At 45.5% G+C, this 18550-nt stretch carries 10 protein-coding genes, 1 pseudogene and 1 CRISPR repeat array; of the genes and pseudogenes, 5 read left to right on the forward strand and 6 right to left on the reverse strand.

What is annotated here, in order from left to right; all coding sequences use genetic code 11:
- Positions 1-70: 70 nt before the first annotated feature.
- A pseudogene (locus tag T538_RS18555) lies at positions 71-154 on the forward strand (Dna2/Cas4 domain-containing protein); the annotation flags it as partial.
- Positions 149-397, forward strand: a complete 249-nt coding sequence (cas2, locus tag T538_RS0102660) for a CRISPR-associated endonuclease Cas2 (protein WP_031531980.1) — start codon at positions 149-151, stop codon at positions 395-397. The pseudogene T538_RS18555 and the gene cas2, both read left to right, overlap by 6 nt.
- Before the next feature lie 207 nt (positions 398-604).
- Positions 605-1028: direct repeats of the CRISPR family, unit length 19 nt; unit sequence ACCATAGTGGAATTGAAAC.
- A gap of 137 nt (positions 1029-1165) precedes the next feature.
- Here the strand turns inward: cas2 and T538_RS0102665 are convergent.
- From T538_RS0102665 to T538_RS0102690, 6 genes are all read right to left on the reverse strand, one after another.
- Positions 1166-1834 (reverse strand): hypothetical protein, encoded by a 669-nt coding sequence (locus T538_RS0102665; protein WP_031531981.1) that lies wholly within the window; start codon positions 1832-1834, stop codon positions 1166-1168.
- A 340-nt stretch (positions 1835-2174) separates the two neighbouring features.
- Positions 2175-4688 carry a hypothetical protein gene (locus T538_RS0102670; RefSeq protein ID WP_031531982.1) on the reverse strand — a complete coding sequence of 838 codons (2514 nt, stop codon included), beginning with the start codon at positions 4686-4688 and terminating at the stop codon, positions 2175-2177.
- Between the two features lie 18 nt (positions 4689-4706).
- Positions 4707-6752 carry a RagB/SusD family nutrient uptake outer membrane protein gene (locus T538_RS0102675; protein ID WP_031531983.1) on the reverse strand — a complete coding sequence of 682 codons (2046 nt, stop codon included), beginning with the start codon at positions 6750-6752 and terminating at the stop codon, positions 4707-4709.
- 19 nt (positions 6753-6771) lie between these two features.
- Positions 6772-10017, reverse strand: coding sequence for a SusC/RagA family TonB-linked outer membrane protein (locus tag T538_RS0102680; protein WP_031531984.1), 3246 nt, complete (start codon positions 10015-10017; stop codon positions 6772-6774).
- A 372-nt stretch (positions 10018-10389) separates the two neighbouring features.
- On the reverse strand, positions 10390-13743 hold the full coding sequence (secA, locus tag T538_RS0102685; RefSeq protein ID WP_031531986.1) for a preprotein translocase subunit SecA: 3354 nt from the start codon (positions 13741-13743) through the stop codon (positions 10390-10392).
- 6 nt (positions 13744-13749) lie between these two features.
- Complete coding sequence (locus tag T538_RS0102690) at positions 13750-14967, reverse strand: Lnb N-terminal periplasmic domain-containing protein (RefSeq protein ID WP_051655834.1); 1218 nt, start codon at positions 14965-14967, stop codon at positions 13750-13752.
- 133 nt (positions 14968-15100) lie between these two features.
- On the opposite strand from T538_RS0102690, the gene T538_RS0102695 reads away from it, so the two are divergent.
- The 3 genes from T538_RS0102695 (at position 15101) to T538_RS0102705 (ending at position 18548) form a co-directional block, all read left to right on the forward strand.
- Positions 15101-15820: a type III pantothenate kinase gene (locus T538_RS0102695; protein WP_031531988.1), complete on the forward strand. Its 720-nt coding sequence runs from the start codon at positions 15101-15103 to the stop codon at positions 15818-15820.
- On the forward strand, positions 15810-17147 hold the full coding sequence (locus tag T538_RS0102700; protein WP_031531990.1) for a PorV/PorQ family protein: 1338 nt from the start codon (positions 15810-15812) through the stop codon (positions 17145-17147). The genes T538_RS0102695 and T538_RS0102700 overlap by 11 nt, the downstream gene beginning before the upstream one ends.
- Before the next feature lie 66 nt (positions 17148-17213).
- A complete protein-coding gene (locus T538_RS0102705; RefSeq protein WP_051655835.1) occupies positions 17214-18548 on the forward strand; it encodes a hypothetical protein in 1335 nt (444 codons plus the stop codon).
- Positions 18549-18550 lie beyond the last annotated feature (2 nt).

An 18550-nucleotide genomic window follows, 5' to 3' on the forward strand; every position in this document is an offset into this window, starting at 1 on the left:
CACTTTGAGCGTTACTAACAATCGTTTAACCAACTGTTGCATTTTTTGCAACAGTTAAAAACAGTTTATTATGCGCATTACCGGCACACATTTCAACTATTATCAGGTTTGCAAACGCAAACTTTGGCTCTTTGCCAACGGAATTAATATGGAGTTATGTATGGAGAAACGAGTTGCAAAGATGCTAAAACTGTGTCGCAAATATTTAAATTGGGTTCAGAATTCTGTCTTTGAAGGAGAAATAACCGAATTTCAACTAATACAGTTAGAAGCATCTGCTAAAAAATTTATGGATCCAGACATTGACAGCATAATAGTATTCTCATCGCGCTCGCAAATGTTTATGGATAAGCGTATTATAGGCGCAGAACGAAATCCAATTGATAATTTTCTATAACCTCTTAGGTTGTCGAACTACATTTTTTAGTTATTCTTACGCCAACAAAAAACTTTAACAAGGTATATTTTTCGTTCTAATACTCTGATTAAAAAACAGTTGTCGATCTTCGGCATTTTTTTATCATTACACATTGACATTTCTTTCAGATTATTTTTGTAATTTTGCACTTGATTTCATGGGGCTTTCAGCCCTATTGTTGTCAGCATTCTAATCGTACCATAGTGGAATTGAAACGATTCTTTCTGTGTGCTTCGAGGTTCTTAATCTTCAATTCTAATCGTACCATAGTGGAATTGAAACTAACATACCCACACACCGCAGCTATCTTTCAGCCGATTCTAATCGAACCATAGTGGAATTGAAACATGATTATCTCGAACTTGATTAAGGTTGTGCGTGATTCTAATCGAACCATAGTGGAATTGAAACTCTCTTCGGCTTTGGCAAGTGCCCTTGTCTCTGCATTCTAATCGAACCATAGTGGAATTGAAACTACACATCGCCCACCTTCAGCGGTGCGCGGCAAGTCTATTCTAATCGAACCATAGTGGAATTGAAACAGACTATGCGCGTCATCGAAGCAATAAAGGCAAAGACAATTCTAATCGAACCATAGTGGAATTGAAACAAGGTCTATCTCTCCAGTCCACTTAATGCAGATTTTCATAAATAAAAAACAGATAGTACCACCATCCGCAAGGATAGCGACACTATCTGTTTTTATTAGTGAGTTCAACACCTCTACTATCTTTGTGTTATATTATATCACAACTCCCTTATTATCTTGTCAAACTCGTCGGCCTTGCCGTTGTTGCCGGTTAACTTCTGCAACAACTTTTTGCGGACTTTTGTGACGGCTGTCGGACTTCTGCCTATCAAAACCGAAATCTCTGACGGACCGAAGCCGAGGCGGATAAGCGTGCAGATATAAATATCCTGTATCGAAATCTCCGGAATGTTGGTTCGTATGTATGATGTGAACTTCGGATTCTTCTCGTCCACGGCATTCAGGAGTTGCAGAAGCATATCGTCGGCGGCAATCTGACCTCCTCGGGCAAGCGCGTGAAGTTCGTTGCACAGCGAGCCGCCAGCCATATCAGCCATGAAAGCCTGCGTTTCCTGCTCGCTAATCTTTATCTGCGCATTCTGCTCCTCAAACTCACGAATCTTGGCGGCAAGCATCTCCTTGTCGTGCGCGCCGTCCTCAATGCGACGGTTTGCATCGTCGAGCAGCGAGCGCAGTTCCTGAATCTTGCGTTCGTTGTCGCGCATCTTCATTCGGTTCTCGTTCTCGAATCGGTATGTCTGACTGAAATTCTTCTTGCGTCTGATATTGTACCAGATGTACCAAGCAAGCCAGCACACCACAGCAATACAAATAAGCACTCCAACCGCACCTATTACATACAATCCTTCTTGATTACTTGTATTCATAATTGATTATCAGTTTTTGTTGGTGCAAAATTAAGATTTTTCTTTTTAAATGCAATAGAAACCGCGCTTTGTAAAAGAAAAGTAAAGTTTTCTGCCACAAAATGCCAAGGGGTAAAAGAAAAGTAAAATAAAGTTTAACGGTGTTTTAGAGACTGTTACGTATATTTGCAATGTCTAAAGAGAACAAAGGAATTATTACGATTTTATATCAATTAATTATTACGATTAAAGAAAGGGATGCTTAAACAGCATCCTTTTTTTGTGCGCCCCAAAAGACAAAAAAAGAAAGCCCGACACTTTCTGCCGGACTTTCCTTTTTTTTTATATTCTGATATGCAGTTTACTTGAACCAACTTGCAGAGATGTAACTGCGGCGTGACTTAGCCGATGCTGACGAACTGCCTTCACCGTTCCAAGATGCACCTGTAAACCAGCGTGGGTCGCCAATCTGCTTCTTGTAGATTGGGTGATTCATCACCTTCTCGGTCTTGTTGATGTAGAATCCGTCGAGAGTTGAATGGTAGTAAGCCTTTCGTGTGAATGTCTCCTTGGCATTTACCGTACCCTCTGGAGCAGGATTCTTGAACAACTCCTCGGCTGTAAGCTGATAGCCGCAGGCATCGTCCTCGTTCTCGTTTAGATTATCGCCGAACTTGATCTTAGTCTCGCCGAAACCGCCTACGTTAAACGCGCCCTTGTTGTAGCCCGCACCTGTAGATGAGTTGCTGAATGCATTCTGTGCAAACATACCATCGAGCAGCGTTGTGCCGTTGTTCGATGACTTGAAGTTCTGATATGCAGGAACGACAGTAGAATAGTTGTCGGCAAAGTCGTATACAGGACTCATTGGGTTTACAACCATACCCTTCATGTAGAAGTCACGGCCGCTAACGCCATCAACAACCTCGTTTGGATTTCCGGCAAATACAAACAAGTTCTTCTTGCAAGTAATCTTAGAATTCTTTGGAGGATAAGCAATCTCGAACATCAATCCGTGAGCCTTGTTGTTTGAACGTGGCGAGAAGTTTACGAATGTATTATTCTCTACCGTGATATTCCATGTTGTACCCTCTGGCCAAGCAAGCTGCTTGTTCTCTGTTACGAGTGCATGACGCGGAGAGTTCACGATTGTATTGTTACGGAACGTGAAGTTCTTGTAGAAGTTTGAGTTTCGGTTGTTACCCGGACCTGCAAACCATGAATATCCACGGCCGTTTGTATCGTAACCGCCCTCGTTGTAGAATACGCAGTTCTCAACTGTCAGTTTCTCGATAATCTGTCGGTTAGGACCTTGGAAACGGATAAATCCGCGGACATGGCCCTGGAATGTACAGTTGCTCACCTTCAACTCGGCAAGAGAGAACGACAAGCCCTGAGAATACATATTCATGAAGTAGTTACCGTTGATGGTAAACTTAGAATTGCCGTCGCTGGCCTTCTGGTCGAAATAATTATACCAGTACTCAGGCTGGAAGTTGATGTTGTTGAATACGATTGGCTGAATTGCCAGACATACGCCGTTCTCTGCGCCAGAGCGTGCGTTACGGCACAATCCCCAGTTGTTGGCGTTGGTTGCCGTATGGTCGGCATTTGTATATCCAACACCCTGAAGAACCGTTGCTCGTCCCTTTCCTGCGGCAATGTCGGCAGGGTCGGTTTCAAGGGTGAATCCCTTTGTCATCTCAACGGTTGTGCAAGTATAATATGTCTTGCCGCCCTCAAGATAGAACACCTGACCTTCGGCAATCGTGTTGTCGCTCATATAGTTTGTAAGAACTGTATCGATACGGCAAGCCTGAAGGTTCTCTGAACCGAATACCGTTCCCACCTGATTACCGTTGTTGTGAAGAATAGTATCGTTAGGGTCGCAATACCACTTCAACTTGATTGGTTCGCCCGGATCGCCCTGCATACGCACCATTGTAGAGTTGTACTGACGGTCGTAGTAGCGGGCAACCTTGTTGTTCATACCACTTACGATGTAGGCCGCATTACTCTCAAGTCCGGTAAACTCAACATAGCCCTGAGCGCGCTCGGCATCAGTTACATCATGATAGATGGCAGGAAGTGTAGGATTGTCGGCAGATGGCACAACGCAAATCTGGTCGAAATCCCAGTTCACATCGTCGCCGCTCGTCGTAGTTGTTGCGCCGGCATCCAAGAAATCCTTGAACGAATTAACCGTGCTTTGGTCGGTAAGCGTATTGAAGTAGACCTTCATCGTTGTCTTCGTAACGTCCTCAGTCCAGAAAACCGACGGAACATCGTAGCGCATACCTGTTGTCATGCTACCAGTCTGCTCGCGCGAGTCGTCGCGTGACATATCGTTCTGATGCGAACCGTCGCCGTAGCCGTACCACTTTGAGTTGCGCGGGTCGTTAGGATTAGCCAGATATTCAGGCTTCATCTTGCCCTTTCCGTCGCAGCCGTCGATGCTTGCAAGCGCACGGATGGCATACAGGTATCCAACGCTGTACTGCAAATCCTCGTGGATAAACTGATACTGGTCGGCAGTAAGGATTGTATCGAGCACTTCGTCTCTGTCCCACTCCGTTCCCTGAACCTTTGCCTTAAGTTCGTAGCCGGCAGCATCGTTCACCTGATACCAAATCATCATGATATCGTTAACATGAGGAGTATATCCGTTTGGAAGTACATCCGAAGAAAGACGTGTGGTGATATCGCAATGATACTTGTCTGTCGTGCTGTTCAGATTCTGTGTAAGACGGAACATCGGCATGAACAAGCGGTTGCTCTCTCCGCCGTCGCAACTTGGGCTGTCGGAGCAGGCTGTAAACATAGCCGATGCTCCCAGCAGCATTGAAGCGAAAATATATTTATTATATTTCTTCATTGTTTCTGTCATTTTTAATTAGTAACCATAGTAGTTCTTGTATGCGCCCTGACTCTTTGTTATAGCGTCGGTTGGATAAGGCAGCATGTAACGTACCGGAGGCAATGTCTCGAGCACATCGAGCGAGTTGAACTCAGGCATTGAGGCAGGTGTGATTACACCGTAAACATCGATATAGATGTATCCACGCAAAGAGCAGCGGCAAGGAGCCTTTGCAATACCTGTCTCGTCATCGAGCCAACTGAAGAATGTAACCTTGCTCCAAGCATCCGAACCAACCTCTGATGGCATATAGTCTACGTTCATACCGAAGTTGTCCCAAAGGTTCACGATTGTCAAATCGTCTGAATCGTAACGGAAGAATTCAAGAACATCGAGAGTCTTGTTTGGATAAGATGCCAGTTCAGGATACTTCTCGGCTGTGTACTTCTCTGGGTACTTGTTCAGGCTGTCGCGTGAAAGGACCTTGTAGAAGCATACGCCCGGCAATTTGTTGAAGATGCCCTCGTAGTCGTAAGAGTCATCGCGGTCGCAACCCATTCCGTAGTACTTCCAGAACTGCTGATAAACCACCTTGTTATACATATTCCAGCGGATAAGGTCTTTCCAGCGGATGTTCTCGCCGCCAAACTCCCAAGCACGCTCCTTTACGATGAGGTCGAAGAATGCTTCCTTAGTAGATGCTGCATCAACATAGGCATCAACTTTGTCGCTCTTGTTATTGGCTGAGCGGAATGCACGCTCTCTCACAGCCTTCAAAGCAGCCTTTGCCTCGTCTGTCGGCTTGCCCTCAATCTCATTATCAGCCTCGGCAAACATCAAAAGGACGTCGGCATAGCGCATGTACGGGAAGTTCACGCCGGTGTTGCCAGAACTGTTCTTGCCCAATGTTCCAGCCTCATCCCAGAACTTAGACCACTTGTTACAGTAGTTGTTGTAACTTGCAACGGCAACAGGAGTTCCGTCGTAACTGTATGACCAGTAACCAATTGTATTGCGACGGCTGTCTTCTGAGTCGAATGTGAAGCGATAGAAGGCATTCAAACCAACAGAACCTGATGACTTACCCCAGATGTTCTTGCCTTCAGTACCGCCGGCACTAGACTCGTCGCCCTTTGGTCCGTGAATGTAACCAATACTTCCGTTTACATCCTGCACAAATGGAATCTCGAAAATTGGGTCGTCGCCAGTCGCAACCTTGTAGTTTGACTCGTCAACAAAAACTGTGAAATAATCCTTTGTAAGATTGTGCGAGCCAGACTTGATTACAGAATCGGCATAAGTGCGTGCAATCTTGTAATAGTCAAGATAATCGGCAGGACGCTCCATCTTGTAGCCCTTTGTATCGCCGTCGTTGTGACGAAGTGAATATCCGCCGCGGAACAACGACATACGGGCGATAAGCGACCAAGCAAACTCCTTAGAGCAACGCTCTACGCCTTCGGTTATATTCGATGCCATCTTCATCTTCGGAGCAGCCTCGCGCAAGTCGCTGATGAGGGTTGAAAGGATTACATCGCGGCTGGCAACTGGCATTATAAGGCTCTCGTTGTCGTATGTACGGGTAAGCGAGAACGGAATATCGCCCCAAAGAATTACGGCGTCGAGATAGTTCATGGCTCTGATGCACTTAGCCTCGCCAATCATCTGGTTCAAATCTTCGTTGCCTGACTTGTACAAATCGCTGTTCTCAGCAGCGTTTACAAAGTTATTGGCACGCTCAACGGCCGCGTAGACAGCGTTCCATGTGCTCTCCAGACCGCTACCGTCGGCCTCGCCGTCAAACAGTTTCCATTCGTTGTGGCTCGCACTCTTCAACTCAGCCGACGATGTTGTAAACTCAACATCGCTGTTTAGGCAGAATGTTGTAAGATAGGCATTGCCATAAGTATTACTCGAACATGTGGCCTGATACACACCGTTCAAAAGTCGGTTAGCCTCTTCTGCTGTTGAAAAAACATAGTCGTCTGTAAGCTTTGAAGGCGCTTCCGTCTCCAGATAATCGTTACATGACGCCATGCCAAAAGAAGCAAGACCTACGAGAAATATATTTTTAATCTTCATGGATTTCTTTTTGATTAAATTAGAATGTCATGTTAAGACCAAACAAATAGCTGCGGCTACGCGGATAAGTGTTGTAGTCGACACTTGGAGTAAGTCCCTTCTGGATGTTAACCTCAGGGTCGTAGCCAGAGTAACTTGTAATGCAGAACAAGTTAGAACCTGTTACATAAGCACGAAGTTTAGAGATGCCCACCTTCTTAGTCAACTCGCTTGGCAGAGTGTATCCAACAGTTACGTTCTGCAAGCGCAGGAACGAGCCATCCTCAACAAAGTAAGAGTGAGTGTAGCGTGTTGTTACATCCTGCGGATTCCACAAAGTCTTGCCTGAGTTAAGCTGCTCATATACATCAAGATAGTCGATATGCTGAGAGTTGCTCAACAAAGGCTCGTTAAGATTGTAGATACTCTGTGTTCCATCGGTATTCTGAGTATAGATGTCGCCATAGTAAACCCAACGGTTGTCGTAGTTGAACTTGGCAAGAACGTTGTACGGTTTCTTCTGACTTGCGTCCTTAGCCGATGAGAGTTCATAAGCCGTAGCGTTAAGAATATCGAAGTCGAGCATATATACGAAGTTTGCATTGAAGTCGAAATTCTTGTACTGGCCGTTCAAACTGAAACCTCCCTGATAGCGTGGGTTGGTGTTACCAATAACGGTGCGGTCGTTAATGTCGATGCTGCCGCTGTCGTCAAGATCCTTGAACTTTATGCGTCCCGGCAAAGTACCGAACAAGCCCTCAACCGTTCCTTCCTTAGGCTCGTAGTTGAAGCCGTTGCGGTTAAACTCGTCGAACTGGTAGATGCCGTCGTAAACGTAACCGTAGATAAGGCCGAGTTCCTGACCGACAACCATGCGGAAGTTGTTCTCGCTGTCCCAGCTCGAAGCCTCGAAATAGTTGTTCACGCCGTTAACCTTGTCAACGCGAGTCTTGTTCATACCAAGGTTGAAACTACCTGTAAGGAAGTAGTCCTTTCCGCGAAGAATATCGCCCGATACAGAGATTTCGAAACCGCGGTTAGTAACCTGACCAATATTCTGATACTGAGTAGCATAACCAGTAGTTGTAGGAATCTCGCACTTGTAAAGAAGGTCGTGCGTTGTATCCCAATAAACCTCAGGAGTAATTGTCAGACGTCCCTTGAACAACTGAATATCGAATGCCAAGTTACGCGAAACCTTTGTCTGCCACTTGATATCGGTATTAGGGAACAGGCTCTCGGCAGCATAATAAACCTCACCAAGTTTTGAAACGGTATTCTCGCCCCAGCTTGGACCGCCGTTTGCATTAACCGAATATACATATCTCCATCTGTCCTCGCCAATGTTGTTATCGCCCGAAGTACCGATGGCAACACGAACCTTGAACATATTTACAAGATTGTTTTCGCCCCAGAATCCTTCTTCAGAAACAACCCAACCGGCTGATGCTGAAGGGAAGTAGCCCCACTGCTGTCCTGGTGCGAATCGGCTCGAACCATCGGCACGGAATGTAGCAGAAATAAGATACTTGTGCTTGTAGTTGTAAGCAGCCTGTCCGAAGAATGAAGCGGTACGGATTGGAGTGCTTCTTGATGATGTTATCTGATAAGCAGAACCAAGTCCCATGTTGTTGAACGCATCGCGCGGAGAAATTGTCTGTGGGAAATAGCGTGAAGCAGAATAATGAGTTTCATTTTCTGAATGCTGGATTTCCTGACCCAACAAGAATGAAAGGTCGTGACTCTTGTTCAATGTAATGCCATAGTTCAGAGTATTTGTCCAAGTGTAATCCATCTTGTTATACTTGGTAATCTCGGCAAACGGCATATCATTATTTGCAATACCCTTTGATGTCAAAGCGCCATAGAAACGGTTTGTATCTCTGAACATCCAAGACAAACCGAAATCAGACTTGAATGTAAGTCCTTCGAGAATGTTCCAAGTTATACTTGCCTGATTAGTAAAGGTATAAGTATGCTTCAACTGATAGTTCTGGTCGATATCGTCCTTTGGGCTTGACATTGCCCAGTATTTCTCCTCATCGTAGCTAAGCATCTGCTCGGCAGGACTTGCATACTCGCGCAAGCCGTTTGTCGGGCGGTAACGAAGCACGCCAACAAGTCCGTTTGTACCAATGTTGCTCGAACCAGCACCAAGGTCGCGACGGTAAGTAAAACGTGGATTGATGAGAATCTGCACCTTAGGACTTACCGTGATGTTCAGCTTGGTGTTCATGTTTGTACGGCGAACACCTGTGTTATCAACCAAACCCTCCTGATCGTTGTGAGACAAAGATGTGTTGAAGCGAATCTTGTCGTTACCACCAGTCAAGGTTACATTATAGTTCTGTGTAAGCGGAGTTCCGCCAAGAACCTCGTCCTGCCAGTCGTGAGTTACACAGTTCTTGTAAATGTCAAGGTCGTTAGGGTTACCATAGTCTCTGCGAAACTGATAAGTACGGCCATTGTTTGCGATACAATAATCGAGCTGATACTTCACAAACTCGTAAGTGTTAAGCATCTCCAACTTTCCGGCAAGTTTGCTCCACGACCAGTATGTGTTGAAATCAACTTTTACGCTGCCCGACTTAGCCGACTTTGTTGTTACGATAACAACGCCGTTACCTCCTCGCGCACCATAGATGGCTGTAAGCGAAGCATCCTTCAGGATATCCATGCTCTGAATATCTGTTGGAGGAATATCGTTGATGTTATCCTGCGGGAAACCATCGACAATGAACAAAGGCTTGCTCGAGTCTGAAGAAAGTGACGAGCCACCGCGAATACGGATGTTAACCTCGGCACCCGGAGCACCATCGTCGGTTGTTACCTGCACACCGGCAATCTTTCCCTGAAGAGCCTCGGCAGCAGATGCCACAGGCACTTCGGCAAGTTTTGCACCAGAAACCGAACCGACAGAACCGGTAAGGTCTTTACGCGCACGGCTTGTATAACCAACAACAACGATTTCTTCGAATGTCTTTGAGTCATCCTCAAGGACAATCTTAAATTCGCGGGTAGCACCAATCTTTACGGTTTGAGTTTTCATACCGATGTATGAGAACTGAAGTTCATGGTTAGTGCTCTGCACCTTGAGGGTAAACGCTCCCTCAAGATCGGTAGTTGTACCGTTCTGGGTACCAAGTTCCAAGATAGAAGCACCAATGATCGGCTCTCCACTTGAATCTTTTACAACTCCCTTCACAGTCTGCGCATGCAACGCCGCAACAAAAACGAGCAACAGCATTGTCAGTGCAATTCGAAATAAATTCAAATTTTTCGACATGGTTAGATTGTTTTTAATTAATAGTGATTAGTTTAGCTTTTGTTATTTAAGTTTCTCTTATTTTTCATGGGTAACGATCAAATCGTTATCATTTTAACATAGTTAGCTTGTTTCATTGCATTTATCAGTAAACGCGCTACAAATTTAAAAGTTATTATGAAATATGCAAAAAAAATATTTATGTTTTATAAAACAAAAAAGGCTGATTACACTTATCGTTTTGTAAAACAACAAGTTGGCAGATAATATTTTTCGTCAGCAAAGGCCTCGCACGTATTTTTATGCCAATAAAATTCGATTTTTGCAAAAAAAAGAAGTCTGCATCGATGTGATGCAGACTTCTATCATATACAAATCTTTTCAGACCAATCTTTACAAGTTCTTTCCGTGGCAATTCTTGTACTTCTTGCCGCTTCCGCAAGGACAAGGATCGTTGCGTCCAATCTTCGGACCTTCGTTCACGATTGGAGTGCGCTGAACCTCGCGTGTGTCGTGACTTGCAGCATCACGCTGTGCAGCCTCGCGAGCCTCGTCAATGTCAACCTTAGTCTCGGTGTACTGCTGACGTGGAGCAGGACGCTCAGGCTCAGCCTCGCGCAACTCAGGAGCAGCCGGACCATTTTCTTCGTTAGGTGCAACAGGAATCTGGGCACGCATAAGCACAGAAGTTGCATCGTTGTAAATTTTGTCGACCATTGAGTCGAAAATCTTGGCACTCTCAAGTTTGAAAATCAAAAGCGGATCTTTCTGCTCATAACTTGCATTCTGAACAGAATGTTTCAACTCATCGAGGTCGCGAAGGTTCTCCTTCCATCCCTCGTCGATAGAGTGAAGAAGGATTATCTTCTGGAACTGCTTCACAACGCTCTTGCACTCAGTCTCGTAAGCCTCCTTCATTGAGCACTGAACGTTGTACATGCGCTTTCCGTCAACAATAGGAATCATGATGTTCTCGAACATCTGACCCTGTGGCGACTCGTAAGCATTCTTTATCACAGGATATGCGATGCTTGCAATTCTGTCAGAACGACGCTTGAATACATCCATAACGGCTGCATAAGTATCGTCCTCGAGTTTCTCGCGTGGAACCGTCTCGAACTCATCCTGAGTAAATGGACACTCCATTGCGAAAACCTCAATCATCGACTCCTTGATTCCTTCGTAATCGTTATTCTTGATGATTGTGATTACGCGGTCCCATATCATGTTTGCAATATCGTTACCGATGCGCTCACCCATCAACGCGTGGCGACGCTTTTCGTAGATAACGGTACGCTGACGGTTCATAACATCATCATACTCAAGCAGATGCTTACGGATACCGAAGTTATTCTCCTCTACCTTCTTCTGAGCACGCTCGATTGAACGTGAAATCATAGGATGCTCAATCATATCGCCTTCCTCGTAACCGAAGCGATCCATAACGCTGGCAATACGCTCACTTCCGAACAGACGCATCAGATTATCCTCCAGAGAAACGAAGAATACTGATGAACCCGGGTCGCCCTGACGACCGGCACGACCACGCAACTGGCGGTCTACACGACGGCTCTCGTGACGCTCTGTACCAATGATTGCAAGACCACCGGCAGCCTTAACCTCGTCGGTAAGTTTAATATCGGTACCACGACCTGCCATGTTTGTTGCGATTGTTACGACACCAAGTCCGTTTATGCTCTTACCTGCCTCGGCAACAACCATAGACTCGCGTGCGTGCTCCTTGGCATTAAGCACCTGACAAGGAATGTGGCGCATGTCGAGCATTCGCTTCAGCAACTCTGAAATCTCGACAGATGTTGTACCAACAAGAACAGGACGACCAGCCTCGCGCATCTTAACAACCTCTTCGATTACGGCAGTATACTTCTCGCGCTTTGTCTTGTAAACACGGTCGTTCATATCAATACGAGCAACTGGGCGGTTTGTAGGAATCTCAACGCAGTCGAGTTTGTAGATATCCCAGAACTCACCAGCCTCGGTTGTTGCAGTACCTGTCATACCGGCAAGTTTGTGATACATACGGAAGTAGTTCTGCAAAGTGATTGTTGCAAATGTCTGAGTTGCAGCCTCGATGGTTACACCTTCCTTAGCCTCGACAGCCTGATGCAAGCCATCGCTCCAACGGCGGCCTTCCATTATACGGCCAGTCTGCTCATCAACAATCTTAACCTTTCCGTCGATAACAACATACTCGGTGTCTCTCTCGAACATTGTGTATGCCTTCAGCAACTGCTGAATTGTATGAACTCGCTCGCTCTTTGTTGAATAGTCGGCAAATGCGCTATCTTTCTTCTCTACGAATTCCTCTTCTGTAATCTTGCCGGCAGCCTTTTCCTTTTCAAGGTCTGAAAGGATTGAGGTGATATCAGGCAACACGAACAACTGGTCATCGTGAACAAGGTCGGCAAGGAATGCGTTACCCTTGTCTGTAAGGTCTACGCTGTTCTGCTTCTCATCAATAACGAAGTACAAAGGCTCGACAGCCTCTGGCATACGGCGGTTATTGTCGCGAATGTACTCTTCCTCTGTCTTCAGCAACTTGTTCTTAACGCCCTGCTCGCTGAGGAACTTGATGAGCGGCTTGTTCTTTGGCAACGCCTTGTGGCTGCGGAACAACGACAATGCTCCAGCTTCAACCTGCTTAGAGTCGCTGCTTGCCATAAGGTTCTTTGCCTCGGCAAGATATTCTGTTGCCAACTTGCGCTGAACAGCCACGAGCTGCTCTACAAGAGGCTTGTATTCGTTGAACAACTGCTCTACATCGCCCTTTGGAATAGGACCAGAGATGATAAGAGGAGTACGGGCATCGTCGATAAGCACAGAATCGACCTCATCGACAATGGCATAGTTGTGCTGACGCTGAACGAGGTCGGCAGGACTTGTTGCCATGTTATCGCGCAGATAGTCGAAACCGAACTCGTTGTTTGTACCAAATGTGATATCGGCTCTATACGCTTTTCTACGAGCCTCTGAGTTTGGCTGATGCTTGTCGATGCAGTCAACGGTAAGTCCGTGGAACTGATAGAGAGGTCCCATCCACTCAGAGTCACGCTTAGCCAGATAATCGTTCACAGTTACGACATGAACGCCGTTACCTGTCAAGGCATTCAGGAACACAGGAAGGGTTGCAACGAGAGTCTTACCCTCACCCGTAGCCATCTCGGCAATCTTACCCTGATGAAGAACAACGCCACCAAACAACTGAACGTCGTAGTGAACCATGTTCCAAGTCAAGTCGTTTCCGCCGGCAAGCCAGTGGTTATGATAGATAGCCTTGTCGCCGTCAATCTCGACAAAATCCTTTGTTGCTGCCAACTCGCGGTCGTAGTCGGTTGCTGTAACCTCTACAGTCTCGTTCTGGGCAAAGCGGCGCGCAGTATCCTTAACGATGGCATACACTTCAGGAAGAATCTCAGTCAAGCCTTCCTCAAGTTTGTCGAGAACCTGCTTCTCTATCTTGTCAATCTGCTCAAAGATTGGCTGACGGTTTTCGAGTTCAGTCTCCTCGATTTTAGCCTTCAGTTCTTCAATCTTGGCTTTCTCTTCCTTCACCTTGTCTTGCAGATATGCCTGAAGAACCTTTGTCTTTTTACGAAGTTCATCGTTAGATAGTTTCTCTATTTCAGGATAAGCAGCCTTAACCTTTTCAACCCAAGGCTGAATAGCCTTCATATCTCGAGTTGATTTATTACCAAACAACTTGGCTAATAAAGCATTGAAATTCATTATATTTTACTTTTTATATTTTAAAAATTGATAATATGCCGGCACAGCCGAGCGTGACAGCAGAAGCATTACAAGAAGATAGTGCGGAAGAACAAACTTCTGCGGAATAAGCGGCATTGCTATCAGAAACAGCGCGATGACTACAAACGCACATCTGTGATATGCACACTCTCTGTTCTTCACTCCCCTATATATAATATAAGGTATGGCAAGAAGAGGCAAAGGATTAAAAACCCACACCAACCAGTTACTGTCGACGGTTGGATGTACCGAGCATGTTGAAAGAAAGGCTATTATGCAACCAGCCAATCCCTGCGCCAGATATATTATTGAGTTTACAATCCAATATGAAGTTTTTTTCTTGAATTCATAGTAACACGCAACCACCGACAGCAGCAGAAGAATTGCAAACACGGTAGAAGGAGTCAGAACGGTAACGACTGGTTTCAGCGTATCTTCCGATGCTGCCACCACCACGCTGTCCGATGCCACTATCGCCTCTCCGTTGTCTTTCTTCGCTTTGCGGAAACTCGACGACAAGTATTGCGGAGCAAACATCTTCTTCTTGTCGGTTATGCAAGCATCCGCGCCGCTTCCAAGAAGCATGTCTATGCCAAACGAGTTCCAAGGGTCGAAACTGTTGTAATGATGAATTATGTCGCGATACGAAACAGTCTCTTCGGCAGGCACATCGGTATCAAAGCCATTGTATTCAATTCCGCCTTCAACGCTTCCTTCAATCATGTCGCGTGCACGCAGCGTGCAGTTATCGTAAAAGAAATTGTAGCGGTATATTCTGTTTTCAGGCTGGAAATTTACGCACAACGACTGGAATAGTCTTACTTTCTCATCAGATGTAAGATTGAGCACCTGCTCCCTCACCTCAGAGCCTCTGCGAGCATAAGACGAACGAAAATATTCAAACGGCTCAATGCCAAGCTGATAGTCGGTCTCGCCCTTTATGAAACGATACACAAAATCGGGTGTGTTAAAGTCGAACACGCCGTAATTGAACGTAATATCAGTTCCGCGGTTGTTGTTGAAGCGGATTGCCGTATGTCCATACTGCTCGTACACCTCCCTGCCCCCGCTGCAAGTTAGCAGACTCACGGTTGCAGAATCGGCATGAAAATCATCGGCAGCAACAGGCATCGACATGCTCGCCAACAAAATAAATGTCAGCAACTGATAAATAGCATCTGTTTTCTGTACCCTATGTTTCATAAAATCACGTGCAAAAATAGTGTTTTTAAAGTACACATGCACTAAAAGTCAAAAAAAAAATAACAAAATAGGCAAGAAAACTATGAATATAATGTTTTTTAATTTATTTTTGCATCGTAAAAGCGTGGATTACGTGAATTTGATTATTGACATAGGCAACACAACCGCGAAGATTGCGGTTTTTGAAAAAAACGAGATGGTGGATGTAATAAACGACTCCAACTCTTCGTTCTATCATCTGGAAGAGTTGATACAAAAGTATCAGCCAACCAAAGGCATATTGTCAACTGTAGTTCCGCTTTCTGCTGACATTGAGCGACAGATTTCAAATCTCCCGTTCAAGATGATGAAACTCGACGCTACGACAAACATCCCGGTACAGAACATGTACCACACACCCAACACGCTTGGGTCGGACAGGCTTGCTGCCGTAGTCGGAGCGTACACGCTGAACAACAGAAACAACACCCTCGTTGTTGACGCAGGAACATGTATAACATACGAGTTTCTCGACAGCGAAGGCAGATACTGGGGAGGCAACATCTCGCCCGGTCTGAACATAAGAATGAAGGCTATGCATGCTATGACAGCCTCATTGCCCGAGATTACGCTCGAGGGTGAAACGCCCGACTTTGGGTTCGACACCACCACGGCACTTCGCTCGGGAATAACAAAAGGAGTAACTATGGAAATTGAGGGATACATCCGCAAGACAAAGGTAAAGCATCCCGATTTAATGGTTTTTTTGACAGGTGGCGATTCGGAATGGCTTGCCAATAGCCTTGATGACACCATCGTAACAAACAAAAATTTAGTATTAATTGGCCTAAACAGAATTTTGGATGAAAATTAACGGAACGTTGAGCTGCATCTTGATGCTGAGCCTGCTCGCAGGCAATACCAAAGCACAGAACGGTGTTTCTACACCATACTCAAGATACGGTTTTGGAAAATTATCCGATGCTACTTCGGGATCCTCTTCAGCAATGGGTGGTATTGGGTACGGAATACGCGAAAACGGTAAGGTAAACACACTCAACCCGGCATCATACTCGGCTGTAGACTCACTTACATTCATCTTTGACGCCGGTGTATCGTTAGAGAACGTGAACTATTCATACGGAAAGAATAAGACAAACAAGAAGAGTTCAAGTTTCGACTATCTTACAATGCAGTTCAGGGCTTGGAAGAATATTGGAATGACGGTTGGCGTGCAACCTTTCTCACGCATAGGATACGAGTCAAGTACTACATCCGATATTGAGGGCTCAAAGGATGACTATAATCCAAACAACTACACCTCTACAGCCTCATACAAAGGCTCTGGAGGCTTGCACAAGGCTTTCGTTGGAGCGGGTTACCGAATCCTCGACAACCTTTCGGTAGGTGCCAACTTCTCATATATGTTCGGAGACATTCAGCACACCATCACATACACACCAAGTTTGTCAAGTTCGTATATCAACTATTGTCTGTACTCGGCAAGCATATCGACATACAGCATAGACTTGGGAGCACAGTACACGCTCAAGATGGATGCAAAGAAAAGCCTTACCATCGGTGCAGCAGCCACTTTGGGACACACAATCAACAACGATGCCTCATTGTACGAGACTCTGATGGACAGCAGCGGCGACACAATATACTCTAATAGAAATCCCGCCATTAAAGACGCTTTCGAACTGCCGCTGACAATAGGTGCAGGTGTAACTTATAGACACGACAACCGTCTTACTATTGGAGCAGATTACACTCTGCAAAAGTGGGGCGACTGCAAATTCCCGATGAAGGAAGACGTAGCAAACGGTACAACCAAAACTACAATCTACGCCTCAAGAACTGGCTATCTGCTTGACAGAAGCAGATTTGCAGTTGGTGCGGAATATATTCCAAACCCTGTGAGCCGCAAGTATCTGAGAAGAGTTAAATACCGCTTAGGTGCATCATACTCTACTCCATATATAAAGGTAAACGGAGCAGACGGACCAAGAGAAATAAGTGTAACTGGCGGTTTTTCGCTGCCAATACAGAACCAGATTAACAATCGCTCGTGCCTGAACATTTCCGCACAGTGGGTAAACAGCAAGTCGTCGGCAATCGGGCTGACAGAGAATTATCTGCGTGTTTGTGTGGGACTTACATTCAACGAGAGATGGTTCATGAAGTGGAAATTCGATTAAACACTATAAGAGAAAAATAAGGAGAGTAAGAAAATTTATTATTAAAAAACTAAATCTCATTATACAATGAACGTTAAAAATCTTGCATGCATTGCTGCACTTGCTTTTGCAGCAACAGGTAATGCTTTCGCTCAGGACGATTGCATGAGCAACATGAGTATCTATCAGGAGTACTACAAGCAGAAGAACTATAAGGATGCATATCTTCCTTGGAAAGCTGTGATGGATAACGCAAGTTGCAAGCACAACATGGCACTTTATCAGAAAGGTGCAACAATTCTTCAGAATCTTGTATATTCAGAGACTAACGCCGCTAACAAGAAAGCTAAGTTTAACGAGCTTATGGCTTTGTGGGACGAGCGTATCTCAAAGCTCGACCAGCTTAACGCAACAGTTCGTACAAAGAGTACTCTTGGCGATATGTACTGCCGTAAGGCTTACGACTACATCACATACGGTGCCGGCTGCGGCGCAACTAACGATGTAGCCTACACTATGTTCCGCAAGGGTATCGACATCATCGCTCAGAAGGACGATGAGAATGTACAGGGCTTCGTTCTTTCTAAGTACTTCGACGTATCATACGCTAAGTATCAGGCTGATCCAGAAGGCTTCCGCGAGCAGTTCTTGAAGGACTACATGGAGACTACTGAGATTTGCGAGAAGATGCTTGCTGCTGCCAACAACGAGCCAAACCCAGCAAAGGCTAAGCAGATTGTTGACCAGTACGACCCAGTACAGAGCAACGCCGAGGCAACACTTGCTGTATCTAAGGCTGCAGAGCCAGAGATGCTTAACAAGATGTTTACTCCTAAGATTGAGGCTAACAAGAACGACGTTGACTACTTGAACTCAGTATTGTCAATCATGTCAGCTAACAACGCAACTAAGTTCGAGACTTATTACAAGGCTGCTAAGTATGCACACGCAATCAAGCCTACTTACGAGTCTGCTATCGGTTGTGCTGCTGATGCTAACCGCAACAATCAGGCTGCTGCCGCTGCAAAGTACTACGATCAGGCTCTTACTCTCTGCCCTAACGAGCAGCAGAAGGCTAAGATCTGTTTGCAGGTTGCAAAGGCTATGCTTAAGAGTGGTAACACAAGCAACGCTGAGAAGTATCTTTCTCAGGCTACAACAATCACTCCAGCTCTTGCAGGTAAGGCAGATATGATTCGTGCACAGATTGCAGCAGTAAACGGTAACTACGACAGCGCTATCAACCTCAGCAACAAGGCTGCTCAGGAAGACGTAACTCTTACTGGTCAGGCTGAGCGTATGAACAAGCAGATGGCTGAAGCTAAGGTCAAGAAGGCTGCTCAGGATAAGTACAACGCAGCTGTTAAGGCTGAGCAGGCTAAGAAGGCCAAGGAAGAGGCTTTCTGGAAGGGCGGCAAATAATT

The organism is Bacteroides sp. Ga6A2 (assembly GCF_000702225.1).
Taxonomy (GTDB): domain Bacteria; phylum Bacteroidota; class Bacteroidia; order Bacteroidales; family Bacteroidaceae; genus Ga6A1.